Genomic DNA, 24886 nt, shown 5'->3' with positions numbered 1-24886 from the left:
TGAATTCGCCTGCGAGCGGACGAAATTTATTATCATTATTGTCGCCTATTTAAATAATATATCAAATAGTTGAGTCAAATAAGCGGTGATTTTCAAGTCATCAAAGATGAATAATAAGAACAAATCACTACAATAATGGCCGCAAATTACTCATTTTCTGCACAAATAGTTAACGACCAACCGGGAACATCTTCCCAATAGCCACTTTCCTTTTCTAAATCTAATAACATCAATGCATTTTGCACGAGATATTCAGATGGTAAATAGAGAGTCCAGTGCCCATCATCCGTTTCTATCCGTAACGAAGAAGGGATTGTTGTAGATTGGCGTTGATTATTTAACAAAATGGCTAGCCGCAAAATTTGAATAAGCGGCATAAATTGTTTTCTTTTAAATAAATTAAATTTAGGGATATCGTCATACTTGATAGCCCTTCGATGGTTTCGTACCAATGTTGCCAGTAATAACTGCTGTTCTTGGTTAAAACCCGGTAAGTTGGTATTTTGCAATATATAAGCAGAATGGCGGTGCATGCCACTATGATTAATACTTAACCCGACTTCATGAAGCATAACCGCCCATATTAAAATGGATTCCAATTGTGGATTGAGCTGCTTAGGGTTTTGTTGCCCCCACTGGAAATAGAGCTCTTCCATCGTTTTTAATACGCGTTTAGCTTGCTCCCTATCGATATTATAGTGCTCAGCAAGGCTTAATGCAGTACGCTGACGGATATCTTGGTGGCGAAAGCGGCCTTCCATTTCATATAAAACACCTTCACGCAATGCACCATCAGATAAACGTAACTCTTTAATTTCTAAGGAATCAAATACGGCAAGTAAAATAGCTAAACCTGGAACAAATACGTGTTTACGTTCATTAGAGAGACCGAGTATATTTAGTGCGCTAAATGACTTATATTTCAACGCCATTTGCTTGATTTCGATAAGGCGTTCACGGGTGATAATACCGTCTTTATAGCCTAATTCTTGTATGACACTATGGGCAGCTTTGATGGTGCCAGAGGCGCCCATCGCCACATCCCAAGTTTGTTTCTTAAATAAAATCGCGGTGCTTTCTAGCTTTAAGCAAGCCCCTAGGTAGGCTCGATTAAAAAACTCAGGGTTAATTTCTTCATTTGGGAAGTAAGTGCGAGCAAAGCTCACACAGCCCATTCGGCGGCTTTCAATCAAAAGCGGTTCAAACTTTTCACCAATGACTAACTCAGTTGAACCGCCACCGATATCAAGTACTAATTTGCGACCTTTCTCGGGTTGGGTATGTTCAACGCCCATAAAAATCAATCGAGCTTCTTCTTGGCCTGAAATGATTTCAATAGGATAGGGCATGATTTCTTTAGCGCGTTGTAAAAACAGTTTTACATTGGTTGCGACACGTAATGAATGGGTGCCAACAATACACACATTTTCAGGGGAAAAACCTTGCAACCGTTCGGCAAACAACGCAAGGCAGGCAAGCCCACGCTCCATGGCTTCTTCACTTAATTCATTCGTGTCACTCAGACCATCCGCTAGGTGAACACGTTTTTTTAAACGGGTGAGAACTTGCAATGCACCGTTAACAATACGGGCAATGACCATATGAAAACTGTTGGAGCCCAAATCTATAGCCGCAATTTCTTGTGGTCTCGGTGTTGAGGCGTCGGTTATTGGCATATTTTTAAGCTCTTGTATCAGGTGTTTCGATTGATTTTAAATAATCATACACAGCAAGCTGGGCTTGGATTTTTCGTTTGTTTCCGCGTGGAACATAATGATTACTTAAATCTTTGTCAACATAACGTGCTTTTACGGTATCGCTAAATTGCAGCTCTAAAATATCCAACACCCGCTGTTTCAAATGTGGGTCGACTAAGCTAACGGCAACTTCAATGCGGTAGTCAATATTGCGCGTCATCCAGTCAGCGGAGGAAATAAAGACTTTTTCGTCACCCGCATTGGTGAAAACATAGACACGGTCATGCTCAAGGAAGCGGTCAACAATACTAGTTACTTGAATATTTTCACTGTAGCCAGCTTGACCCGCCACTAAAGAGCACATCCCCCTGACTAACAAACGAATTTTGACACCCGCATTGGAGGCATCATACAGTTTGTCAGTTAACTCTTTGTCGACTAAATTATTGATTTTTAATGTAATGCCACTGGGCCGTTCAGCGAGCGCATTCTCGATTTCTTGGTCAATTAAGGCCATTAAACGGATCCGTGTATTTTGTGGAGACACCATTAAATTATCGAAAGTCACTGGGCGGTAAGGGTTCTCAATAAAGCTAAATACCCGACGAACTTCGTTGGTGATCAGCTCATTTGCAGTAAGTAGGGAGTAATCGGTATAAAGCCGAGCAGTTTTTTCGTTAAAATTACCCGTACCAATATGGGCATAGCGAACGATTTGGCCTTCTTCCATGCGTGAGATAATAAACAATTTCGCATGGATTTTAAGCCCAGGCGCAGAAAAAATAACATGCACGCCCGCCTCAGTTAACCGTTTAGCCCAATGAATATTGGCGGCTTCATCAAACCGTGCTTGTAACTCAACGACTACCGTGACTTTTTTTCCATTATGGGCGGCATGAATGACAGAATCGATAATACGTGAGTCTTTCGCGACACGGTAAATATTAATTTTAATCGACAATACATTCGGGTCAAAAGACGCTTGGCGTAATAATTCTAAAGTATGTTCAAAGGTATAGTAGGGATAATACAACAGCACATCACGTTCACGAATGGCATCGAAACCGTTACGAAAATTATCAAACCAACGATGACGCAGCCTTGGCAATGGCTTGTTTAATAAGTTTTTATTTCCCTCGTTCGGGAAGTTAATAAAATCTTTAAAATTGTGATAGCGACCACCAGCAATCACGGAGTCATCACTGGATAACCCCAGTTTTTCACGTAAAAGAGCAACCATTTCGTCAGGCATATCACGTTGATAGACAAAACGGACAGGCTCTGCGGTTAAACGCTGTTTTAATGTGGATGACATTATCTCAAGTAAGCTCGATTCCATCTCTGTTGCGATGTCGTACTCTGCATCACGCGTCATTTTCATCGAATAGGCATTGAGCTTATCGTAATCAAAGAAGCCTTTGAAAATTTCATCCAGTGTATAACGAAGGATATTGTCAATTAAAATCATTGATTTGCGACGCTTTGGCATTTCAGGCGGTAGGTTAACAAACCGAGGTACTTTATCGGATGGAATTTCCAATAGTGCATATTGAATTTGGTTACCATTGATGATTTCAACGGCAAGATAAGTGTAGTCATCTTTTAGAAATTCAACGAGATTGGTATCAGGATTAATTAATATTGGCGTAATATGCTGACGCAGATTCTGCCGGAAATATTGACGTAACCAAATCTGCTGGCGTGGAGAAATTTGGCGTTCGTTAATCAAGAATATTTGATTACGCGCCATTTCCAATAGTAAGTCATTATAGAGAATGTCGAACTCTTGTTCTTGTTTGGCGACTCTTGACTGAATTCTCTTTAGCAAGTGGCGAGCACCGCTTGCCGAACCCCGTTCTTCATTAATTAAAATACGGCGTTTGACGTCGGCGAAGCGGACTTTATAAAATTCGTCTAGGTTATTGGAATAAATTCCCAAAAAACGCATTCGTTCAATAAGAGGGTTACGCTTATCGGCTGCTTCTTGTAAAACACGTTCGTTAAAAGACAGCCAGCTTAACTCTTTTTCATGATAGAGACGTTCTTGGGACATTCTAACTCCGTATTAGACTCTTGTTACTTTATGGCTATGATACCAGTCAGTTAGCTAAATGTGTTGTTTAATTGCTTTATCTTGGGTAATAACACTTTCTGGGTTTGCAAGTTGTTGTTTCATCGTAAAATACTGCTGCTGAAAAATACACATACGGATAGCAGTATGATAACGACCATTAACAAAGAATTCGTCGATCAGTTCGCCTTCAGTATGGAAGCCTAGTTTATTATAAATATGGATAGCTTTGACATTTTCTTTATCAACAATAAGATAAAGTTTGTATAAGTTTAGTACGGAAAACGCGTAGTCCATTGCTAATTTTGCAGCGCGACTCGCATAGCCATGACCTTGATGGCTTGGTGCAATGATAATCTGAAATTCAGAGCGTCGGTGAATATAATCAATTTCTACCAATTCGACTAGGCCAACTTTCTCGCTATCATTTTCTACAATAAAGCGGCGTTCCGACTGGTCATGAATATGTTTATCGTAAAGATCGCTTAATTCAACAAAAGCTTCGTAAGGTTCTTCAAACCAATAACGCATAACACTGGCATTATTATCAAGCTGGTGAATAAATGCTAAATCTTCACGTTCAAGTGGGCGCAACCTAAACGGATGAACTTGCCCGGTAGTCATAAAAATACCTCTATTTAGTTAGGAAAAATGTTTTGTTTTTCGATTATAAGGATAACATTTATTTACGATAAAATAATGACACAGCACAGAGAGATTATCACCTTGTTGAAAAATAATTCATTTTACTTAGGGGGACGCAGTTTAACTCAATACTGTTTTATGTTATTCCATGTGAAATACGACGAAAAAAGGGTGGATATCCACCCTTAAATCTATATTTTTCGCGGTTACGAAAGTTACTCGTTAGTATAACCTTGCTGCGGTAAAATTTTGTTATCTAACACGGCTTTGCCTTTTTGCATCGTTAATCGGCCACTGATGAACCACTCAACGACTAAAGGATAAATCGCATGTTCTTGGGTTTTTATCCGCTCGATAATATCGTCTTCGCTATCTTGCTCAAAGATAGGCACTTTGGCCTGTAAAATAACCGGCCCGCCATCCAGCTCTTCAGTAACGAAATGAACGGATGTACCATGCTCTTTATCCCCATTTTCCAACGCTTTACGATGTGTGTGTAAACCGGGGTATTTAGGCAATAAAGAGGGATGGATATTGAGTAATTTACCCGCAAAATGGTTGACGAATTGGGCTGATAAAATGCGCATAAAACCGGCTAACACGACTAAATCAGGCTGAAATTGGTCAACTTGTGCGAGTAAGGCAGCATCATAGGCTTGGCGGTCAGTATACTGTTTCGCATCTAAATAACAGGCTGGGATCTCAGCCTGTTGTGCTCGAACAAGACCATAAGCATTCTCTTGATTGCTGATAACAGCAACAATTTGAGCGCCAATTGCCCCAGAGTGGCAGCTATCAATCAATGATTGTAAATTACTGCCACTGCCAGAAATGAGGACAACAATTTTTTTCATTAGCGGATCACAACCTGCTCTTCACTTGCGGGTAATGCGCCAATGGTACCGATTTGCCATGCGTTTTCACCAAGTTTGTTCAGCAGAGCAAGCGCATTTGCGACTTCCTGTTGTGGCAGGGCAATAATAATACCGACACCACAGTTGAACGTACGGTACATTTCGTGAGTGCTAACATCACCAGCTTGCTGTAGCCAGTTGAAGACAGCAGGCCATTGCCAGCTGCTACCGTCAATAATTGCTTGTGTGTTGTCAGGGAGTACGCGAGGAATATTTTCCCAGAAACCCCCACCTGTTATGTGTGCAATGGCGTGGATATCACTATTTGCGATCAGTTCTAATACATTTTTAACGTAAATGCGTGTTGGCTCTAATAAGTGATCAGCTAAAGGTTTCCCATCTAATTGTGTTTCTTCTGGGTTAGTTTGACTGACTTCAAGGATTTTGCGAACTAACGAATAGCCATTTGAATGAGGGCCGCTAGACGCTAAAGCAATTAAAGCATCCCCAGCACTCACTTTGCTGCCATCGATGATTTCTGAGCGTTCAACTACGCCAACACAGAAACCAGCCACATCGTAGTCTTCACCATGGTACATCCCCGGCATTTCTGCGGTTTCACCACCAACTAACGCGCAACCCGATTGTTTACAGCCTTCAGCGATACCAGTGATCACACTCGCAGCGGTATCAACGTCCAGTTTACCGGTCGCGTAATAATCAAGGAAAAACAGAGGCTCTGCGCCTTGAACGATCAAATCATTGACACACATAGCGACAAGGTCAATCCCAATAGAGTCATGACGTTTTAAATCCATTGCTAAGCGTAATTTGGTACCGACACCGTCAGTGCCTGAAACTAAAACAGGCTCACGGTATTTTTGCGGTAGGGAACATAATGCACCGAATCCCCCAAGCCCGCCCATCACTTCAGGGCGGCGGGTTTCTTTTACGACACCTTTAATACGTTCAACCAAGGCGTTACCCGCATCAATATCAACACCGGCATCTTTATAGCTGAGAGAGGTTTTATCAGTCACTACGGCCCCCAAGGCAATTACATTTTTGAGAAAAATAACATCACTGACATTATTCTAACAGGCTAGGCAAACGTTTGCGATAGCTTTGTGTTGGAAATTTTTGGGTACTCATAATCAAAGGATATGAAAGCTAAAAAGCAGTACAGAGAAATAATAAATAGTTTTATTTAAATCAAATTTGCGGTTTGGCCAATTTCAACTTAACTGATATGAGGTATAATTTTAAAAAAAATTGTGTTAATCGTTGTTGTTTTGACCAAAATCAAGCGTTATCTAGTGGCAACTAAAGCTAAAAGAGGTATAATCCGGCGATTTTTTTGTCCGCCGCCGTCTTAAATAGTAGGAGAAACCCATGAAGATCGTTGAGGTAAAACACCCTCTCGTTAAACATAAACTCGGCCTGATGCGAGATCATGATATAAGCACTAAACGCTTTCGTGAACTGGCCTCAGAGGTTGGTAGCCTACTGACTTATGAAGCAACTGCTGACCTTGAAACTGAAAAAGTGACTATCGATGGTTGGTGTGGTCCTGTAGAAATAGAACAAATTAAAGGTAAGAAAATCACTGTAGTACCAATTCTCCGTGCTGGTATTGGTATGATGAATGGTGTATTAGATAGTATTCCAAGTGCACGTATCAGTGTGGTAGGTGTTTATCGTGATGAAGAAACACTGCAGCCTGTCCCTTATTTCCAAAAACTCGCATCTAACATTGAAGAACGTATGGCATTAGTCGTTGACCCAATGTTAGCAACGGGTGGCTCAATGATTGCCACCATTGATTTATTAAAAAATGCGGGTTGTACCTCAATTAAAATCTTAGTCCTTGTTGCCGCGCCAGAAGGTTTAAAAGCTTTGGAAGCTGCGCATCCAGATGTTGAATTATACACTGCTTCAATTGATGAGTATTTAAATGAAGAGGGGTATATCGTTCCGGGTCTCGGTGACGCCGGCGACAAGATATTTGGTACTAAATAATGATAAGCCGACTGAGAAGTCGGCTTTTTTTTGATTAATTGTAGAGACTCACTGCTTATTCAGTGATTAGCCATTTCGCTAAAAGAGGATAAAGTCACATGACTCGTCGCACCATCAGTGTTGAAGAAAGACCACCATTATTACAAACTATTCCACTGAGCCTTCAACATCTGTTTGCTATGTTTGGCGCAACCGTTATCGTACCCATTCTGTTTGGTGTAAACCCCGCGACAATTTTGCTGTTTAATGGGATAGGAACGCTGCTGTATCTATTTATTTGTAAAGGGCAGATCCCAGCTTATTTAGGTTCAAGTTTTGCATTCATTTCCCCTGTACTGATTTTGCTACCATTAGGTTATGAACTGGCACTTGGCGGCTTTATTATTTGCGGTGTGTTGTTCTGTATCGTTGCATTGATTGTTAAAGTTGCAGGAAGAGGGTGGATTAACGTGATGTTCCCTCCAGCGGCAATGGGGGCAATCGTGGCCGTGATCGGTTTAGAGTTAGCTCAAACGGCTGCAGGCATGGCAGGGCTGTTGCCTAAAGATGGCGCAGTGGTTGATTCAAATACGTTAATTATCTCCCTGACGACGTTATCAGTCACTATCCTCTGTGCTGTCGTTTTCCGTGGGTTTCTAGCCATAATCCCGATTTTGATTGGTTTTTTATCGGGTTATGCTTTGTCCTATTTTATGGGTATTGTAGACTTCACGCCTGTTATTGAAGCGCCGTGGTTTGCTATCCCAACATTTTATACACCACGCTTCGAATGGTTTGCCATTTTAACTATTTTACCTGCGGCTCTAGTGGTAATTGCTGAGCACGTAGGGCACTTAGTTGTCACTGCGAATATTGTTGAACGTGACTTAATGAAATCGCCAGGTTTACATCGCTCAATGTTTGCCAATGGGTTCTCTACAGTGATTTCAGGTTTCTTTGGCTCAACACCGAATACGACTTATGGTGAAAACATTGGGGTAATGGCCATTACCAAGGTATACAGTACTTGGGTGATTGGTGGCGCTGCAATTATCGCCATTTTATTATCTTGTGTCGGTAAGTTAGCAGCGGCTATTCAGTTAGTGCCGGTTCCTGTAATGGGCGGGGTTTCACTCTTATTATACGGGGTGATTGGTGCATCAGGTATTCGCGTGCTAATTGATTCAAAAGTAGATTATAACAAGCCACAGAATTTGATTTTAACCTCAGTGATTTTAATTATTGGTGTCAGTGGCGCGGTTATCCATATTGGGCAAGCTGAACTTAAAGGTATGGCACTGGCAACGATAGTCGGGATCTTTATGGCATTATTGTTCCGCTTTATTACGTTTGTTAGGCCTGAAAAGCAGTTTGTGACATCTGAAGTGCAAGAGCTTGATAGCAATAAAAAATAAGCCACAGTAACTTCCATATTGCCGTTCGATTGTTCGAGCGGCATTTGGTGACCGTTGTTATTCATCTATCCGTATTTTTTATGGTAAACTGCGAGATGAAAATTGATTTATACAGCCAGAGGCGCTTCTGAACACACCATCACAGCTTTCATTACCACTATATCTGCCAGATGATGAAACCTTTGCAAGCTTTTATGCAGGGGAAAATGGGGCGTTGCTGTCTGCTATTCAGTCTGCTATTAATCAACCGCATGGTAGTTATATCTATTATTGGTCGCGAGAAGGTGGTGGGAAAAGCCATTTATTACATGCGGCTTGCGCAGAACTGTCTGAACAAGGTATTGCAGTCGGTTATGTCCCTCTAGATAAGCGTGCGTATTTTGTTCCTGAAGTGCTAGACGGTATGGAGCATTTATCACTCGTTTGTATTGATAACATTCAGTGTATTGCGGGTGATGAAGAGTGGGAAATGGCGATTTTCAATCTATATAATCGTATTTTAGAAATCGGCCGCACTTGTTTGTTAATTACTGGGGATAGGCCTCCGCGGCAAATTGAACTGAAATTACCCGATTTAGCCTCTCGCCTTGATTGGGGGCAAATTTATAAACTGCATCCACTCAGTGATGAAGATAAGATTTGGGCTCTTCAATTACGCGCTCGTATTCGTGGTTTCGAATTACCAGAAGATGTGTGCCGTTTCGTGTTAAAACGCCTAGATAGGAAAATGGGAACTTTGTTTGATATTTTAAACAAACTTGACCATGCATCCATCGTTGCTCAGCGCAAATTAACGATCCCTTTCGTAAAAGATATTTTAAAACTCTAACCGATTAAATGAGTTGGCAGCTATATAGCTGCCAAAACAGAGATTATAAAATTTCACACACCTGCTCAGGTGGACGGCCTAAACGTGCTTTATCCCCATTAACAACGATAGGGCGCTCAATCAACTTAGGGTTTTCATGCATCGCTTTGATGAGTTGATCTTGAGTTAAAGAGTCATCGGCTAATTTTAACTCTTTATATAACTCTTCTTTGGTACGCATTAATTGGCGTGCGTCTTTGAACCCTAGCATTTTAAGCAGTTTTTTGATTTCAGCCGCGCTTGGAGGAGTATTTAAATATTCAACCACGGTTGGCGTGATGCCTTTATCTGTTAAAAGGGCTAAGGTTTCACGGCTTTTAGAGCAACGTGGGTTGTGGTAAATCTTAATTGGATCCGTCATTATTTTAATTCCTTACGGTTTTGCATTTTGATCGCGTAATTGTAGTTTTCGAAGCGCATCAATGCGAGCGTCATAGCGCTGTTGTTCGTAACTGCCTAAACGGCTTTGGCGGCTAGCATCGCTGAGATAATTAATCGCAATGTCATAATTCCCTCGTAATGCCATTCCTTCTGCGTAAGCAGCAAGTTCTTCAGTACGTTTACCTTGTTTTGCGGATGCCTCGGCCAGTAAATCCCAGCCAATTGGGTCATCAGGGTAATCAAACGTATATTTATTCAACAAGGTTGTTGCTTCTTTATACTGATGATTGTTAATCAACGCATTGGCTAAGTTGACTATAAATACGGTGTTTTTCGGTGCTTTTTTCAATGCATTTTGTAAACGAGAGACCGCTCTAGATACTTGATGTTGTTCAATATCGACATCCGTCATACTATCGATAAACCAAGGGTTATCGGGTTGTTTCGCTAATAGTTCTGTCAGGATTTTCCCAGCTTCTGCGTACTTTTTGTCTTGGGAAAGGAGTAATGCTTTACCATACTGAGCCGCAATCTGTTCTTGTGCAGAACCTTTACCATAATTATCAATGATTTGGTCTAAAGCATGGTGTTGATCTGTGCTATACATGGCCAAAATACGAACCCGAGCTAACATAAAATCCAGTGATGAAGGCACACTCACTTTAGGGTATTGGTTCGAGCGGTTTCTGGCATCCGCTAAACGGCTATCCGGTAAGGGGTGCGTTAGCAGGATTTCAGGGGGCTTAGACATATAGCGGGTTTGGTCTGACATGGTTTGCATGAAATCAGCCATGGCGTGTGGGTCAAAACCTGAGCGTCGTAACGTTTGTAGGCCAATGCGGTCTGCTTCTTGCTCATTGGCTTGGGTAAAGCTTATCATGCCTTGCTGCACCCCAGCCATCGTGCTGGTTAATGCTGCAAAACCAGCTTGAGGGTTTGCCATGACTAACAGTAAAGAACCAATAGTCCCAGCAATCGCGAGAGGCGTGGTGCTTTTCTGATCTTCCATCATTCGCGCGAGATGCCTTTGCGTGACGTGAGATATTTCGTGCGCCATGACGGAGGCTAACTGGCTTTCATTTTGGCTGTACCGAAATAATGCAGAGTGCAGCACGACATTCCCCCCAAAATAGGCGTATGCGTTAATATTGGGGTTGTTGACTAAGTAGAACTTAAACGGTGTTTTAACTGAGTCTGCATTTTTCACTAACCGCATGCCAAGTTTGTTAACATATTGGGTTAACAATGGGTCATAAATAAGAGGGGTGCTGGCGCGAATTTGGCGTGTGATTGCATCTCCCATAATAATTTCTTGGTTGATACTAAGAGTGCCTCCCGCCGTCGTTCCTATATCGGGTAAGGTATCTTCAATTGCGCTATAAGCAGGTAAAACTGCACCGTTCATTAGCGCAGCGATCATGAAAGCCAATAATGGATATTTTAAAGTTTTCTTCATGAAACGTGAGTATCCCATACAACATTTTAATTTAGGGTAAGTACCGACTTTATTTCGGGTATATTTAAGTAAGGCACCTAAAAACGCGAAAAGTTTAAAACACATGATAGCAAAAGCTATCGTAAAATCTGTTCTTCGGTATAATTTTCGTTACTTTAGGAACTGTCCTTTGTGTTATTCCCCAGGAGCAATAAATGCTGGAATTGTTTTTACAGTGGTATCGTCGGCGTTTTGCTGACCCACAAGCCATAGCCCTCTTTACATTACTCGTATCAGGGTTTGTGATCATCTTCTTTTTCAGCAGTATACTGGCTCCGTTGCTGGCGGCAATTGCTTTAGCTTATTTGCTTGAATGGCCAACAAATTTATTACAACGCATAGGGCTATCCCGTTCAGTTGCTGTTGGTATCATTTTGACCTTATTTGCTGGAATAAGTGCCATGGTTATTTTAATTATTGCGCCAACGGCATGGCAGCAAGGGATTAATTTGATGGCCGATCTACCAAATATGGTTAACCGGTTCAATGAATTTGCACAGAAACTGCCAGAACAATATCCCGCATTGGTGGATGTTGGCATCATCGATATGATGGCAGATAACCTCCGTAGCCGTATGTCAGGTATTGCAGACTCAGTAGTTAAAGCGTCAGTTGCTTCGTTAATTGGTATTTTTACTTTAGCGGTTTACTTAGTTCTCGTGCCATTGATGACATTTTTCCTTTTGAAAGATAAAGAACGCATTAGCAAAAGTTTTCTCAAGTTGTTACCCAAAAACCGTTTGTTAGTGGGGAAAGTTTGGGTTGAAATGAATGAACAGATCACCAACTACTTACGCGGAAAAGTCACAGAAATGGTGATTGTTGGGGTGGCAACCTATTTATGCTTTGCATATTTTGACCTGCGCTATTCTGTATTGTTATCGGTTCTAGTCGGGGTGGCGGTATTAATCCCTTATATTGGTGCGGTAGCGGCTACGATCCCAGTGGTTATTGTTGCGCTCTTTCAGTATGGTGTTGGCAGCGAGTTTTGGTACTTAATGTTGGCATATTTAGTGATCCAAGGTTTGGATAGCAACGTTGTTGTGCCTTTATTGTTCTCTGAAGCGGTGAATTTACATCCACTTGTGATTATTTTATCTGTTGTGATTTTCGGTGGGTTATGGGGCTTTTGGGGGGTGTTTTTTGCAATACCGTTAGCAACACTGATTAAAGCGGTTATTCATGTATGGCCGGAAGAAACAACGGAACCAACAAACTAGGTTAGGAATAGTGCTGTATGGGGGCATACAGCACTATGCAGTGACGATTAAGCGTGTGTATTTATGTAATCAAGCACGATTTCGTGGTGGTTACTGGTTTTAAAATTGTCAAAGACGTGCTCTATTTTCCCAGTAGGGTCAACGAGGAAGCTAATACGATGAATTCCATCATAGGTTTTCCCCATGAATTGTTTTTCACCCCAAACTCCAAATTGCTCACATACTTGGTGGTCTTCATCTGATAATAAAGTGAAGTTCAACATCTCTTTTTCAGCGAAACGAGACAGTTTTTCTGGCTTGTCTGTGCTAATACCTAATACCTCGACACCTTTCGCTTTAAGTGTATCCATTTCATCACGTAGACCACACGCTTGAACAGTACAGCCAGGCGTCATCGCTTTAGGATAAAAGTAAACTAATACGCGTTGACCCTGATAATCAGAAAGATTGATGAGCTCACCATCTTGGTCAGGAAGGCTAAATTGAGGCGCCTTATCACCGGCTTTCAATGGGTTCATTACATATATCTCCGTTAACTTTGCATATTGGGGTTGTTAACAATACTTATGTTGCCTTTGGCATTTAGCATTGTACACAGTTGTTGAAATTTATTTTTTATAATTATGCCATTATCGTCCAACGGGTCGTGTGCAGTAATCTGAATCTCCAGTTGAGCGGGCATATCATTATTGGCTGGTTGTGTTTTAGAAACAAGCTCTGCGATATTACACTGCGAAGTTGTGAATAAATTTGTGAATTGCTCGACAATACGAGGTGCATCGTCGACAACAATATTCACGGTTACGGTTGATGGGTAATAGGTTGTTTGGACACTCTGGGTTCTTTTCATTACGATGAGCAAATCAAGCTCAGCGCCTTTAGGTGGTAATGTTGCCTCTAAAAGGGTGATCGCATTCCAGCTGCCGGATAACATCATAATAAAGGTGAATTCCTTGCCAAACATCGCTAAGCGACTATCTTCAATATTACAGTCACACTCGCTGACGAGGCGTGTAATGGTATTCACAATGCCCGGACGATCTGTTCCCAGCGCAGTAATGACAAGAAATTGCTGTTCAGTCTTAGGCAAAGTCTATTCCTTAGTATTGTAATTATGTCAGTTAAATATTTGATTAGAATATCGCCGTAAAATTCGGGCATTAAAAACTGACTGACTATGAAGGTAAGGAAACCATAAAAAAGGGAATCTGCCAAGAGGGGAAATAGACTCTTGCGAGAAATATCAGTGAATTATTACTTCTATTTAAGTTAATGTCCTCGGCATTAACAAAATTCATTAAATTCTTGCTGTTGGGTGGTTTTCTTCTTTGAAATGAAAAAGTAACATGGGGGTTCAATTATTGAGGGGGTATCGCTATGGCTAATGGAAACGCAAATTATAAAGATTTTTTAACGGGAAGCATTGTTGCAGTTATCACACCAATGGATTCGGCAGGGCGTTTAGATAAAGCCAGCCTAAAAAAATTGGTGGATTACCATGTTGAAAGTGGAACAACTGCTATTGTTTCTGTTGGTACAACTGGCGAGTCAGCAACCTTAACGCATAAAGAGCATGTCGATGTCGTAAAAGCGACACTCGAGTTAGCAGATGGCCGTATTCCTATTATTGCAGGTGCGGGTGCAAATGCGACAGCGGAAGCTATTTCTCTGACAAATGATTTTGAAAACAGCGGTGTAGTTGCTTGCCTGACAGTAACACCTTATTATAATAGGCCTTCTCAGGAAGGGTTATATCAGCATTTTAAAGCAATATCAGAAAACACCAGCTTGCCACAAATTCTTTATAATGTACCATCACGGACGGGCTGTGATATGTTGCCTGAAACCGTGGGGCGTTTAGCAAAACTGGCGAATATTGTTGCAATTAAAGAAGCAACAGGGAACTTAGCTAGGGTTCATCAAATCAAAGAACTGGTTGATGATAATTTTGTACTGTTAACAGGTGATGACGCAACAGCACTTGATTTCATGCAACTGGGTGGTCAAGGCGTTATTTCAGTCACATCCAACGTTGCTGCACCGCAGATGGTAAAAATGTGTGACTTAGCGCTTGCAGGCAAATATACTGAGGCGCGTGAATTAAATAAAAAACTGATGGGGCTTCATCTTCAGTTATTTGTTGAACCAAATCCAATTCCAGCGAAGTGGGGCTGTCATCGCTTAGGTCTGATTGCAGATGGTACATTACGGTTGCCAATGACACCGTTAACCACCTCAGGCCAGCAAAAAGTTGAGGAAGCCTTGAAGCTCGCTGGGTTACTGTAAAATTTAGGGAATTTTAATGGCAACATTATTGCAAAAATCGAAGGTTATGAAGGTTGCTGGCCTGTCACTTGTCGTGTTACTGGCAGCCTGCTCCAGCGATCAGCGCTATAAACGTCAGGTCAGTGGTGATGAGGAATATCTCAATGCTGCGCCATTGAAAGTGTTGAATGTGCCACAAGGGCTGACATTACCAGAACAAAATGGTGAGTATGATATCCCTAAAGCCACATCAACAGGGGCAATAGGAAAAGCGTTAGACATTCGTCCACCAGTACTGACAATTTCGCAATTAGCGGGTTCTCGTACAGAGGATAGCGCTCAAGCAAGCCGTTTGTTGCTAGAAAATACACCTGAAAATAGTGCGCTTTGGTCACAAGTTACAATGATCTTAGAGCAAAGAAATATTCCAGTGTCCTCTAAAGATGATGGTTCTCGCTCAATTGAAACCGATTGGGTGAAATGGGACCGTGCAGATGAAAACGTTCCAATTGAAAGCCGCCATAAAGTCACGGTACAACCCGAAAACGGTATGATGGCATTGACGGTAACAAGCTTAGGTTTACGTCAAGGTGGAGAGACAATTACCGATGTTGTCGAAACTCAACGATATAACAAGCTGTTATTGAATGAATTAACCGATAACTTATATACGTTACGTGATACCTCAAACAAAGGTAGCATTCAAAACGCGTATGGCATTATAGATGTTCAAACGGGTAGTGATGATACTGGCTTACCTTTAATTGTCGTTCGTGCACCATTTGACGCAGTATGGGAGCGTTTACCTCACACCTTAGAAAGTGTTGGTATGAAAGTGGGTGACCGTACACGTTCAAGTGGTTCTGTAATGGTGACTTACAAAGGTTTAAGCAGCTCAGAATGGCAGGCTTTGGGCATTGATGACCCAACTGTGCCAGAAGCAGACTATAAAGTGCAGGTCGGTGACTTAAATAACCGTAGTACACTGCAATTTATCACCACTAAAGGTGTGCCTTTAACACAAAAACAAAATGATGAAATGGTTGCCGCGCTGAAAGCAGCGTTTAGTAAAGCACCCGCTAAAAAGTCATAATTCAACATTTTGAGATTGTTAATTAAACCGTAGCTTAAATGCAAGCTGCGGTTTTTTTATGGGTAATTTTAATCGCGTAGTGGCGTTATAAACATCAATTATTGATAGGGCTAAATTAAGTTTGATGGATTTGTCATCCCACTATTTTCGGATATACTTCAACGAAAATCGCTAACATCAAGGAGAAGAGGGATGGATAATCACGCGATGAAACCCATCAAAAATAGTCGTGATTGTATGCCAAGGAAAATATCAGGGGCTGAGTTTAACCAAAAATTGAGAATAACAGCCAGTAATATAGAAAATACACAGTGTTTTCTAACTAAAGGGGTAATAGACTTTAGTTTGCAGGGGTTTGATATACCGGAAGGTTACCGACTCGTAAAATCACTCAGGAAACAACAATATCGCTTGATTGCTAATGGGGAAAAGCCGGAAACTCTTTATCTCGTTGAACTAAAATTTCGCAAAGACATTGTGATCGGGAAGATAACGTGCACACAAATTAAAGTTTGGCGAAGCACTGCTCATCAATATATTAAAATTATCAAAGATTTACCTCGTCAGTTTTTTGCTTACCTTCTTAATACATATTGCATTATGGTAACCGATGAAGAGCAAACAGATGCAGGTCAACGTTTTTGGGAAACGATGATCAATTGGGCATTTGATAAAAAATATTATGTTTACGCCTCAAATGGTGAAGAAGAAAACCGCCTATTGATCCCGATTAAAGATATGGATGATTTTTACTTAAATTGGATGGAGTTGTATTGGGGGAAAGATATTGATATTCATACATATAGGTTGGTGGCCATCAGTAAAACGCCCTTAATCTAAATAGAATAACCTCTCTAATGATTTATTCTCTGTATTTGGTTCATGTTATTTCTATCGTAATTTATATGCTTAGCTAATTATTAATTGGCCTTTCGTTAGTTTTAATTTTTTCCTCTCTGCAACGCTAATTTTATTTTTCATATTTTCACCTAAAACAAATGGACAAAAAATCAGTGTTTATGGTTAAGTAATCGTTTGCGTCTGCTCGGGAATTTTATTATCATGATTAGCAGTGAATTATAAAATATTGAATATCAGCTAGTTAGCGTTTCGCATGGTGAATTTCAGTAACTGACTGAAACAGAGCAGAAAATTAACAATGAATAGGCCATTTGGTTGGTTTTTGTTCTTCTGTTACTTATCTGAATCTGCTGTGCAGGTTGATTTTGTTTAGTTTAATCACATCTCTGGAGTGTGTAAGATGCAAAAGAAAGCTGAGTTGTATCGTGGTAAGGCAAAAACAGTCTATACCACAGAGGATCCTGATCTACTGGTTCTGGAGTTCCGTAATGATACATCAGCACTCGATGGTGAACGTATCGAGCAGTTTGACCGTAAAGGTATGGTAAATAACAAATTTAACCATTTCATTATGAGCAAATTAGAAGCCGCCGGTATTCCAACGCAAATGGAAGCATTATTGTCTGACACAGAAGCTCTGGTGAAAAAGTTAGATATGGTGCCTGTTGAGTGTGTGATCCGCAACCGTGCAGCAGGTTCACTGGTAAAACGCTTAGGTGTTGAAGAAGGCATGGAGTTAAACCCGCCTTTATTTGATTTATTCTTAAAGGACGATGCCAAGCACGACCCGATGGTGAATGAATCGTACTGTGAGACATTTGGCTGGGTGAGTAAAGAAAACTTGGCAAAAATGCGTGAGCTAAGCTACAAAGCCAATGAAGTGCTCAGTAAAATTTTTGCTGATGCAGGGCTAATTTTAGTCGATTTTAAACTGGAGTTTGGCTTGTATAAAGGCCAAGTCGTCTTAGGCGATGAGTTTTCTCCAGACGGTAGCCGTTTATGGGACAAAGAAACGCTCAATAAAATGGATAAAGACCGTTTTCGTCAGAGCCTTGGCGGCTTAATTGAGGCTTACGAAGAAGTCGCACGTCGTATTGGCGTGCAGTTAGATTAATCAATTTCCTATAATTTGAATGATATTTTAGCCTGCATTGCAGGCTATTTTTTTAGCCATTAACCCAAGGCGGCTATTGGCGAATCAAATGAGTGACCCATGAAGAGAGAGTGGTATCCGTGGTATTTATTTGTAGTTGCTGACTAAGTGACATCAATGTCGGTGCGGGAAGTGGGCTTTCAACTTGTAACTCTGGATGACCTAATACTTCCAGTGGCTGACCATCAGCGATTAGATTCCCCTTTGATAGATGCAATACACGCTGAAAATGGCGGGCAACAAAATCAAGGTCGTGGCTAATCGAAACGACAGTTACCCCTTTTTCGCGTTGTAATGTCAGCCAATCTTCAAATTTTCGCATCCAAAAGGCATCAAAGTCACGGCTTGGTTCATCAAGTAGCAATAGCTTAGGGGAAACAGCCTCTAAACAAGCAACAGCAACCATCCTACGTTGGCCTGCATGCAAATCTAAAGGGTGTTTATCCGCTACGTCGGATAGATGGCAAATTTCAAGTGCCTGATGTACTCGGTCTTGAATATCACGTTTATGATATTTCTGGCGTTTTAAGCCAAACGCAATTTCATCACGCACACAACTATGAAAAATTTGTTTCTCAGCTTCTTGGAATAAAATGCCGATATGGTTGGCTCTTTGTGGTGAAGAGAGAAGGTGAAGCGGCTGGCTATCAAGCAGAATGTCGCCTTGTGTGGGGTGTAATAACCCCGCTAAAAGGCGCAACAATGTTGATTTTCCTGCACCATTATCCCCAACCAAAGCAACCCATTCACCAGGGTGAATAGATAGAGATAAAGATTGTATATTATCAATAGTTGAACTTGGCCAACGATAACTCAGATTGTTAAGCTGTAACATATTGCTCCTTAAACATCTGTAGCAATTGCGCTTCATCGTGGGGAATATTTTCTTGCCAATGCTCTAATTTGACCAGCTCACCTATCACCCGCCATGCATCTGGCATATTGATTGTTTCAAGAGCATCAAGAAAAACATCATTTAAACCGCCTGTTGAGACCATTTTTCCTGCTTCTTGAAAGGCTTGCCCCGTACTTAGCAAAAGAAATAGGCCACAGAAACTGATAGCCGGTAGTAAGTTACGTTCAAAAAAAATAATGCTGCAGCCCGTTTGTTCTGTATAGCGTTGTAACTGGGCTAATATGCGCTGTGTTGCACTGGGTGTTAGCCGACTAAAAGCTTCATCAAGTAACAGGAGTTTAGGCTGCATCGCTAATGCACTTGCTAACACAACGCGTTGTGCTTCACCGCCGGATAAGGTGGCAGGGTGGCGCGTACGCAGTGCCTCACAAAATGTGAGTTCAATGGCAACTTCAACTCGCTCACTAATTTCGTCGGGTGTTAAACCAAGGTTCTCAGGCCCGAACGCAATTTCCTGTTCAACGGTAAACGCGCAGCCTGAAAGTTGTAATTGGGGGGATTGCTGAACAAGTTGGCGTGAGATAGACGCCTGAACCACAGAGCTGTCAGCTAAGGGGGCTTGCAATACCTCTGCGGCTCCTTCAATTTCCCCCTGAATGAGGTCATTGTGCCAACCTGCAAGTATTTGTGCTAACGTACTTTTTCCACTACCGTTACCACCCAATACACATAGCCATTGGCCTGCATTGAGCTGAAGGTCAATTGGCCCTAATAGGGACTGTTCCGCGCCTTGTGGAATGAAGCGCATTTGTTGTAAATTCACCACCACAGAGAAAGACCGCCTTCAATAACAATTAACAAAACTAACCCATACCTGAGCAAGGCTTGGTGGGTGCTATCCACCGGTGGGTTCAATGTCGTGCGTTTAGTACAATAACGAAAGCCACGCATATCTAATGCAGCGCCACGAATACTCAGTTCACTCAAGGTATTACTGGCAAGTGGAAACAATAGGGCAGGTAACGATGTAATACGTTGCCAAAAGCGACCATCAAGAGGAACGCCTCTGGCTATTTGTGCTTCACGGATGGTGCCTAATTGTTGACGAAGTTGTTCGGCAAGTAGTAATGGGCCAGCGAGTAGGTAAGCGAAACTCGCAGGTAAACGGCTAGCAAATAAAGCCCGAATAAAGCGTTCAGTCGGTACATACTGCAGCCAAAGTTGAGAAGCACTAATAATCGTTAATAACTTAAACCACAATGCCAACGCAAATTCAGGGCGGCTATTTTTTAAAGTGGCTCCAGTTAATAGCTGAGCTAGCCATCCACCATGAATTAACCAAAGCCCTGCAGCCATGGGAAGCATAATCCATGCAACAATCTTCCAACGGTGGCGGGCTGGCCGCCAAAATATTAAAGCAGCGAAAGTGCTGCAACCTAGCAGAATTAATGGCCAACCCAATGGTAAAAAAAGCGAAGTTATACTGAGCCAAAACCAAATTGTCAGCGAGGTAAATGGATGCATCTAACGGACCTTAGCCATATTTGGGTAATTACGTTGAACGCGTTCTGGTAATTGTCGAACCAGTAACCAAGCAATAATGGCTGATGCGACTTTATCTGTAATATTGGCGCCTAATACCGTAATTGCCACTGACTCTAATAAGTTATCGCCAACTGCATGAAAATACGCGACAAAAAAGTCAGCTCCACTACCAGTTGTTCCTGCGAATAAGTAAGTGCGAATGGGAACTGCAACGATCATTAACGCAAAAGTAATCACAACACCGGATAAGATCACTCTTGGTAAGGTGCGAAAACCACCTGCACGGGCTAATAACCCAGCACTCAGGCCAATCATCATTGCTACAGGGGCAAAAGCCGCTGCAATTGGGCCACTGAGTAAACCCCATAATAAATTCGTTAATAAGCCACTCAATAATGCAACCCAAGGGCCAGCTAATAATGCACAAATTAGCGTTCCGATAGAATCTAAAAATATAGGCAATTTTAGCATCGAACTTAATTGGCCAATGACCATATTAATGGCAATAGAAAACACAATTAAGGTCAGAGTGCGACTAGAGATAATCGACATTTTACCCATGACAAAGTCATTCCTTACAGTAATAAAATAATAAAATTAACGAGACGTGATAATCAGCTCTTCATAACCAGACAACGGGCAAGGCTCACGAGTGAAATTAACTTTCTCAAGTTCCCCAATAACCAGCTCTAATGTGGTTCTAACAGTACAACCCGGCATCATATGACCACCGAGGACTTTTCCGTGTTCATCGGAGACAGATAAATGCAGGTGTTCACCCTGGGCATCTAACGTGCCAATGAATGAAACAATTTCAAACTTACCGGTTGTTTGAAAGGTATTCTCTTGGCCTGCAAAACGCAGTGCAACGTCAGTTAAGCTGCCGACACTACTGACAATAAATGCAGCTTTTAGGCCATGCTGCTCAATTTTTTGTCTTAATGTTAAGATCACATCTTCGCCAGGGACTAAGCGGATGGCAATAAAACGAGCGTTTGAATAGGGTGATAAAAGTTGATTCATATTATTAATCCTAATAATTGTGCTTGCGCTGAGCGTCGCACAACCATTGAAATCACTAAAATTATAAATAATGTGAAGTTATGATTTTTCAGTATTAATTGGTCGTGATTATTATACGCAATTGAGATGGATTGTCTGGCGGTAAAGGTATTTCGGTCTATCTTCAGCAAAAGGCACCATAAGTTGGTTTTTATAATGATAAATATAAAAAAAAGCGAGAAGTAAAAAAATAAACAGTGATGAATATTCCGAATATTTAGCTTAAGTTTTATCGATGGTCAGGATTATCCGTATTACCATGTTAATTTTTGTTCAATTAAGGGAGGCGCCGTCAGATATTCTGAGTGACTATTTTTCTAGAAGCATTAAATAGCGAATAAAAAATAGCTCAAATGTCACATTTTGGTTAATTAACTGTGCAGAGATAGTGGCTTATTATTAATTAAAAATATCGTTATAAAAATAAAAAGAGTTGGCGTTAATATTTGCTTCTTTGATGATGAGCCAATAACATGTTTTTAAGTCAGTCGATTGACTGCAAATAAATTATAATTGTGCGTTTTACAGGGACAAATCTATGAGTCATGTTGATCCAACACTAATCATTCTCTTGGTATTAGCTGGGTTAGGTATTATCAGTCATAATATGACAGTCACCCTTGCGATGCTATTTTTATTGGTAGTCAGAATAACACCATTGAATAATTATTTTCCATGGATTGAAAAATATGGTTTAACCATTGGCATACTTATCTTAACTATCGGCGTTATGACACCAATTGCGAGCGGCAAAATAACCGCTAGTGAGGTATTGGGCTCATTTTTGAATTGGAAATCGATTCTGGCAATTGTTATTGGGATCGCCGTTTCTTGGCTGGGTAGCCGAGGCGTCACATTAATGACCCATCAACCGTCTACTGTTGCAGGCTTACTTGTTGGAACCGTGATTGGTGTAGCCTTATTCCGTGGTGTGCCTGTGGGGCCTTTAATCGCGGCAGGGATATTGTCATTATTAATTGGTAAATCATAGCATTACGATGTTGAAATTACTTCCTGTTATTATCGAGCAGCTGCATCTGGTTGGCATGCGTCGTCTTATGGTTCTTTCTGGCGACAATGTGTGGGTGGAACAGCAACTCAACGAAATTCAAACAACTATTGATGGCGACTGGTTAACAATTTCATCAAACTTGCCTCACGGTGTTTCCCCTGAAAATGCCCATCTATTATTGGGCCGTGAATTTTTGCATGGCATCTTTGATGTGCGTGAAGGCTTTCATAGCGAAGCGCTAGCCATGCTTGCTGGCACGTTAAAAGCAGGGAGCTTGTTAATATTATGCACCGCACCGCAATCTGAGTGGGCGACAAATAATGATATCGACAGCCTTCGTTGGAATGAACAATCTGGGGTTATTTCGACACCGAATTTTGTTCACCATCTGCAACGGACTTTTGAAGCACCCTCTGATATTTTATTTTATAAACAAGGGGATAAACCTGATTTTCCATTGCTAAAAAACAAACCGTTATGGCAAGCACCTACAGGACAGCCAACAAAACAACAGCAACAAATAATTAGCCAATTATTAAACGCAGAACATGGAGTTTGGGGCTTAATAGCGCCAAGAGGGCGCGGAAAATCGGCAATAGCAGGCATGTTAATACAACAATTTGGGGGAGAGTGTTGGTGTTGTGCACCCGCCAAAGTGGCGACGGAAGTATTAAGCCGACATGCAGGCCAACCGATTAACTTTTGGTCACCTGATAACTTATTAGCCTACTGCCGCAGCAATGAAAAAATAACAGCAGATTGGCTGATCATCGATGAAGCTTCCGCTATTCCTAATTATATTTTACGAGAGCTGGTTGAGTATTTTCCCCGTGTTTTATTGACCACAACCGTCGATGGCTATGAGGGAACAGGGCGTGGTTTCATGTTGAAATTTTGCGCAAGCCTAACGCATTTCAGGTTATTGCAACTTGATAGCCCTATGCGCTATGCGGCTAATGACGCCTTAGAATCATGGGTTAATAGCGCTCTATTACTGCAAGAGCCCACCTCTCAAACGGTTATTACTGAAACTGTTGAATATAAAGCGTTAACTCAGGCGTCATTAGTAGAAAATAATGAAAAACTAAGCGCATTTTATGGCCTATTGATGAGCGCACACTATCGAACGTCACCATTAGATTTACGACGACTATTGGATGCTCAGCAACAACATTTTATGGTGGCAAAAACCGAGTCTCATAATTGTGCTTATTTAGGTGCATTATGGATGGTAGATGAAGGACAGTTGACCGAATCATTGAGTTGGCAAATATGGGCTGGGCTTCGTCGACCAAGAGGAAATTTAGTTGTCCAGTCATTGGCAGCTCACAGTGCTTTTCCTAATGCGGCACAGTGGCAATCTCGCCGTGTAATGCGTATTGCGGTTGATGCGCACCACCGTAGGCGCCAAATTGGTTTAACGCTGTTAGAAAAACAAAAAACAGTTGCTACAGAGCAAGGGTTGGATTTTTTATCTGTTAGTTTTGGGCTAACACCTGATTTAACGGCTTTTTGGCAAAAAGCCGGTTTTAGGCTGATACGCATTGGCACTCATAAAGAAGCAAGCAGTGGCTGTTTTACCGCAATGGCTATTCTACCGATATCAAACCGTGCATACCAACTCTGTGAACAGGGGGAGTTACGGCTAAAACGTGACCTATATTGGCGCAGTGATTTACAAGAGTTTGCTTTCACAACAGACTCACAACAGCAATTAACGACAGATGATTGGGTTGAACTCATCGGGTTTAGTGAGTTTAAACGGCCCATTTCTGCGAGTGAAAGTGCGATTCTGCGTTTATTGAAGGAAGAAAAAAACGGGCTTTCGCTTCTCAGACGGCATTTGGTGTCATGTGAGCCCATCGCACAGATTTGCGCAGATGTTGGTATAACAGGGCAAAAGCAATGGCTACAACGAGTAAGAGAAGTGGTTGGTATACAGGTAAAACAATACCAACCCACGCTGTTAGCGGAGATAAAGCAAAAGGTTATTTCTTCTTGTCTTTAGGCCAATCGTCTTCATCATCCCAAAGGTGGTTATTATCTTGATGTGGGGGAATTTCTGGCTTGTCATCTAAAAATTTTTTGGGGTCCAATTCATCATTTCTTTGACTGAATTCCAGATAATACCTACCAATAAGAGTAAAATTATCCACCAGTAGTCGGCTAACCATTGCATACATTACCTTCCATTCGTCATTCTTTGAGCTGTCTGTGCGTTGATATCGCTCAGTTACCCTAGTCACATACTTTTGTATGCTCCTAGGGATGCCTTCACTCATCGCCTTCATACAACTCAAATAATTTAGAATGGGTTGAGAGAGCCATTCTTTGAGCTGTTTGTGCGTTGATATCGCTCAGTTACTCTAGTCACTGCTAGTAATAATCATTCCAA

The 24886-nt window shown here is 41.4% G+C and carries 24 protein-coding genes and 1 pseudogene; 10 read left to right on the top strand and 15 right to left on the bottom strand.

What is annotated here, in order from left to right:
* Positions 1-146: 146 nt before the first annotated feature.
* From CYG50_RS10225 to purM, 5 genes are all read right to left on the bottom strand, one after another.
* Positions 147-1676 (bottom strand): exopolyphosphatase, encoded by a 1530-nt coding sequence (locus CYG50_RS10225; RefSeq protein WP_102139820.1) that lies wholly within the window; start codon positions 1674-1676, stop codon positions 147-149.
* A gap of 4 nt (positions 1677-1680) precedes the next feature.
* On the bottom strand, positions 1681-3750 hold the full coding sequence (ppk1, locus tag CYG50_RS10220) for a polyphosphate kinase 1 (RefSeq protein WP_102139821.1): 2070 nt from the start codon (positions 3748-3750) through the stop codon (positions 1681-1683).
* A 54-nt stretch (positions 3751-3804) separates the two neighbouring features.
* The gene (gene speG / locus CYG50_RS10215) at positions 3805-4392 is read right to left on the bottom strand and encodes a spermidine N1-acetyltransferase (protein ID WP_102139822.1); all 588 of its coding nucleotides are present in this window, start codon (positions 4390-4392) and stop codon (positions 3805-3807) included.
* A 236-nt stretch (positions 4393-4628) separates the two neighbouring features.
* A complete protein-coding gene (gene purN / locus CYG50_RS10210; RefSeq protein WP_102139823.1) occupies positions 4629-5267 on the bottom strand; it encodes a phosphoribosylglycinamide formyltransferase in 639 nt (212 codons plus the stop codon).
* Positions 5267-6307: a phosphoribosylformylglycinamidine cyclo-ligase gene (gene purM, locus CYG50_RS10205; protein ID WP_102139824.1), complete on the bottom strand. Its 1041-nt coding sequence runs from the start codon at positions 6305-6307 to the stop codon at positions 5267-5269. Before purM ends, purN begins: the two co-directional genes overlap by 1 nt.
* Before the next feature lie 352 nt (positions 6308-6659).
* On the opposite strand from purM, the gene upp reads away from it, so the two are divergent.
* From upp to hda, 3 genes are all read left to right on the top strand, one after another.
* The gene (gene upp, locus CYG50_RS10200; RefSeq protein WP_004253541.1) at positions 6660-7286 is read left to right on the top strand and encodes a uracil phosphoribosyltransferase; all 627 of its coding nucleotides are present in this window, start codon (positions 6660-6662) and stop codon (positions 7284-7286) included.
* A 98-nt stretch (positions 7287-7384) separates the two neighbouring features.
* Positions 7385-8680: a uracil permease gene (uraA, locus tag CYG50_RS10195; RefSeq protein ID WP_102139825.1), complete on the top strand. Its 1296-nt coding sequence runs from the start codon at positions 7385-7387 to the stop codon at positions 8678-8680.
* Positions 8681-8789: 109 nt separating this feature from the next.
* Positions 8790-9509 (top strand): DnaA inactivator Hda, encoded by a 720-nt coding sequence (hda, locus tag CYG50_RS10190; protein ID WP_102139826.1) that lies wholly within the window; start codon positions 8790-8792, stop codon positions 9507-9509.
* A gap of 43 nt (positions 9510-9552) precedes the next feature.
* On the opposite strand, the gene arsC is transcribed toward hda, so the two are convergent.
* Both arsC and bepA read right to left on the bottom strand, forming a co-directional pair.
* Positions 9553-9909, bottom strand: coding sequence for an arsenate reductase (glutaredoxin) (gene arsC, locus CYG50_RS10185; RefSeq protein WP_102139827.1), 357 nt, complete (start codon positions 9907-9909; stop codon positions 9553-9555).
* A 12-nt stretch (positions 9910-9921) separates the two neighbouring features.
* Complete coding sequence (bepA, locus tag CYG50_RS10180; protein WP_102139828.1) at positions 9922-11385, bottom strand: beta-barrel assembly-enhancing protease; 1464 nt, start codon at positions 11383-11385, stop codon at positions 9922-9924.
* Positions 11386-11579: 194 nt separating this feature from the next.
* Between bepA and CYG50_RS10175 the strand changes: the two genes are divergently transcribed.
* On the top strand, positions 11580-12644 hold the full coding sequence (locus tag CYG50_RS10175) for an AI-2E family transporter (RefSeq protein ID WP_102139829.1): 1065 nt from the start codon (positions 11580-11582) through the stop codon (positions 12642-12644).
* Between the two features lie 47 nt (positions 12645-12691).
* On the opposite strand, the gene bcp is transcribed toward CYG50_RS10175, so the two are convergent.
* Positions 12692-13162 (bottom strand): thioredoxin-dependent thiol peroxidase, encoded by a 471-nt coding sequence (bcp, locus tag CYG50_RS10170; RefSeq protein WP_004253548.1) that lies wholly within the window; start codon positions 13160-13162, stop codon positions 12692-12694.
* Between the two features lie 14 nt (positions 13163-13176).
* Positions 13177-13734 carry a glycine cleavage system transcriptional repressor gene (locus CYG50_RS10165; RefSeq protein WP_102139830.1) on the bottom strand — a complete coding sequence of 186 codons (558 nt, stop codon included), beginning with the start codon at positions 13732-13734 and terminating at the stop codon, positions 13177-13179.
* A gap of 287 nt (positions 13735-14021) precedes the next feature.
* On the opposite strand from CYG50_RS10165, the gene dapA reads away from it, so the two are divergent.
* The 4 genes from dapA to purC all read left to right on the top strand — a co-directional run bounded on the left by dapA (position 14022) and on the right by purC (position 17977).
* Complete coding sequence (gene dapA, locus CYG50_RS10160) at positions 14022-14930, top strand: 4-hydroxy-tetrahydrodipicolinate synthase (protein WP_102139831.1); 909 nt, start codon at positions 14022-14024, stop codon at positions 14928-14930.
* Positions 14931-14946: 16 nt separating this feature from the next.
* Positions 14947-16002, top strand: coding sequence for an outer membrane protein assembly factor BamC (gene bamC / locus CYG50_RS10155; RefSeq protein ID WP_102139832.1), 1056 nt, complete (start codon positions 14947-14949; stop codon positions 16000-16002).
* 192 nt (positions 16003-16194) lie between these two features.
* Positions 16195-16842 carry a hypothetical protein gene (locus CYG50_RS10150; protein WP_232368241.1) on the top strand — a complete coding sequence of 216 codons (648 nt, stop codon included), beginning with the start codon at positions 16195-16197 and terminating at the stop codon, positions 16840-16842.
* A 421-nt stretch (positions 16843-17263) separates the two neighbouring features.
* Positions 17264-17977, top strand: coding sequence for a phosphoribosylaminoimidazolesuccinocarboxamide synthase (purC, locus tag CYG50_RS10145; RefSeq protein WP_102139833.1), 714 nt, complete (start codon positions 17264-17266; stop codon positions 17975-17977).
* A 73-nt stretch (positions 17978-18050) separates the two neighbouring features.
* Here the strand turns inward: purC and CYG50_RS10140 are convergent, their stop codons facing one another.
* Genes CYG50_RS10140 through CYG50_RS10120 form a run of 5 tightly spaced genes read right to left on the bottom strand, consistent with a single transcriptional unit; the run spans position 18051 to position 21440 of the window.
* The gene (locus CYG50_RS10140; RefSeq protein WP_102139834.1) at positions 18051-18851 is read right to left on the bottom strand and encodes an energy-coupling factor ABC transporter ATP-binding protein; all 801 of its coding nucleotides are present in this window, start codon (positions 18849-18851) and stop codon (positions 18051-18053) included.
* Positions 18838-19701 carry an energy-coupling factor ABC transporter ATP-binding protein gene (locus tag CYG50_RS10135; RefSeq protein ID WP_102139835.1) on the bottom strand — a complete coding sequence of 288 codons (864 nt, stop codon included), beginning with the start codon at positions 19699-19701 and terminating at the stop codon, positions 18838-18840. The genes CYG50_RS10140 and CYG50_RS10135 overlap by 14 nt, the downstream gene beginning before the upstream one ends.
* Positions 19692-20396 (bottom strand): energy-coupling factor transporter transmembrane component T, encoded by a 705-nt coding sequence (locus tag CYG50_RS10130; protein ID WP_168222846.1) that lies wholly within the window; start codon positions 20394-20396, stop codon positions 19692-19694. The genes CYG50_RS10135 and CYG50_RS10130 overlap by 10 nt, the downstream gene beginning before the upstream one ends.
* Positions 20397-20978 (bottom strand): ECF transporter S component, encoded by a 582-nt coding sequence (locus CYG50_RS10125; protein ID WP_102139836.1) that lies wholly within the window; start codon positions 20976-20978, stop codon positions 20397-20399.
* A gap of 36 nt (positions 20979-21014) precedes the next feature.
* Positions 21015-21440 carry a PPC domain-containing DNA-binding protein gene (locus CYG50_RS10120; RefSeq protein ID WP_102139837.1) on the bottom strand — a complete coding sequence of 142 codons (426 nt, stop codon included), beginning with the start codon at positions 21438-21440 and terminating at the stop codon, positions 21015-21017.
* A 577-nt stretch (positions 21441-22017) separates the two neighbouring features.
* Here CYG50_RS10120 and CYG50_RS10115 point away from each other — a divergent pair.
* Both CYG50_RS10115 and CYG50_RS10110 read left to right on the top strand, forming a co-directional pair.
* On the top strand, positions 22018-22470 hold the full coding sequence (locus CYG50_RS10115) for a DUF441 domain-containing protein (protein WP_102139838.1): 453 nt from the start codon (positions 22018-22020) through the stop codon (positions 22468-22470).
* A gap of 7 nt (positions 22471-22477) precedes the next feature.
* Positions 22478-24499, top strand: coding sequence for a tRNA(Met) cytidine acetyltransferase TmcA (locus CYG50_RS10110; protein ID WP_102139839.1), 2022 nt, complete (start codon positions 22478-22480; stop codon positions 24497-24499).
* On the opposite strand, the pseudogene CYG50_RS10105 reads toward CYG50_RS10110, so the two are convergent.
* A pseudogene (locus CYG50_RS10105) lies at positions 24480-24670 on the bottom strand (YpfN family protein). The gene CYG50_RS10110 and the pseudogene CYG50_RS10105 sit on opposite strands and share 20 nt — an antisense overlap.
* Positions 24671-24886: the final 216 nt, after the last annotated feature.

This window comes from Providencia huaxiensis (assembly GCF_002843235.3).
GTDB lineage: Bacteria > Pseudomonadota > Gammaproteobacteria > Enterobacterales > Enterobacteriaceae > Providencia > Providencia huaxiensis.
Note: the sequence above shows the minus strand (reverse complement) of the source record. Positions and strands in the feature narration are given on the sequence as shown.

What these genes read in the sequence shown, in the direction of transcription:
- CYG50_RS10225 (WP_102139820.1), bottom strand. Translation starts at nt 1,676, where the DNA reads ATGCCAATAACCGACGCCTCAACACCGAGACCACAAGAAATTGCGGCT.
- ppk1 (WP_102139821.1), bottom strand. Translation starts at nt 3,750, where the DNA reads ATGTCCCAAGAACGTCTCTATCATGAAAAAGAGTTAAGCTGGCTGTCT.
- speG (WP_102139822.1), bottom strand. Translation starts at nt 4,392, where the DNA reads ATGACTACCGGGCAAGTTCATCCGTTTAGGTTGCGCCCACTTGAACGT.
- purN (WP_102139823.1), bottom strand. Translation starts at nt 5,267, where the DNA reads ATGAAAAAAATTGTTGTCCTCATTTCTGGCAGTGGCAGTAATTTACAA.
- upp (WP_004253541.1), top strand. Translation starts at nt 6,660, where the DNA reads ATGAAGATCGTTGAGGTAAAACACCCTCTCGTTAAACATAAACTCGGC.
- uraA (WP_102139825.1), top strand. Translation starts at nt 7,385, where the DNA reads ATGACTCGTCGCACCATCAGTGTTGAAGAAAGACCACCATTATTACAA.
- arsC (WP_102139827.1), bottom strand. Translation starts at nt 9,909, where the DNA reads ATGACGGATCCAATTAAGATTTACCACAACCCACGTTGCTCTAAAAGC.
- bepA (WP_102139828.1), bottom strand. Translation starts at nt 11,385, where the DNA reads ATGAAGAAAACTTTAAAATATCCATTATTGGCTTTCATGATCGCTGCG.
- CYG50_RS10175 (WP_102139829.1), top strand. Translation starts at nt 11,580, where the DNA reads ATGCTGGAATTGTTTTTACAGTGGTATCGTCGGCGTTTTGCTGACCCA.
- bcp (WP_004253548.1), bottom strand. Translation starts at nt 13,162, where the DNA reads ATGAACCCATTGAAAGCCGGTGATAAGGCGCCTCAATTTAGCCTTCCT.
- dapA (WP_102139831.1), top strand. Translation starts at nt 14,022, where the DNA reads ATGGCTAATGGAAACGCAAATTATAAAGATTTTTTAACGGGAAGCATT.
- bamC (WP_102139832.1), top strand. Translation starts at nt 14,947, where the DNA reads ATGGCAACATTATTGCAAAAATCGAAGGTTATGAAGGTTGCTGGCCTG.
- CYG50_RS10150 (WP_232368241.1), top strand. Translation starts at nt 16,195, where the DNA reads ATGGATAATCACGCGATGAAACCCATCAAAAATAGTCGTGATTGTATG.
- purC (WP_102139833.1), top strand. Translation starts at nt 17,264, where the DNA reads ATGCAAAAGAAAGCTGAGTTGTATCGTGGTAAGGCAAAAACAGTCTAT.
- CYG50_RS10140 (WP_102139834.1), bottom strand. Translation starts at nt 18,851, where the DNA reads ATGTTACAGCTTAACAATCTGAGTTATCGTTGGCCAAGTTCAACTATT.
- CYG50_RS10130 (WP_168222846.1), bottom strand. Translation starts at nt 20,396, where the DNA reads ATGCATCCATTTACCTCGCTGACAATTTGGTTTTGGCTCAGTATAACT.
- CYG50_RS10125 (WP_102139836.1), bottom strand. Translation starts at nt 20,978, where the DNA reads ATGGGTAAAATGTCGATTATCTCTAGTCGCACTCTGACCTTAATTGTG.
- CYG50_RS10120 (WP_102139837.1), bottom strand. Translation starts at nt 21,440, where the DNA reads ATGAATCAACTTTTATCACCCTATTCAAACGCTCGTTTTATTGCCATC.
- CYG50_RS10115 (WP_102139838.1), top strand. Translation starts at nt 22,018, where the DNA reads ATGAGTCATGTTGATCCAACACTAATCATTCTCTTGGTATTAGCTGGG.
- CYG50_RS10110 (WP_102139839.1), top strand. Translation starts at nt 22,478, where the DNA reads ATGTTGAAATTACTTCCTGTTATTATCGAGCAGCTGCATCTGGTTGGC.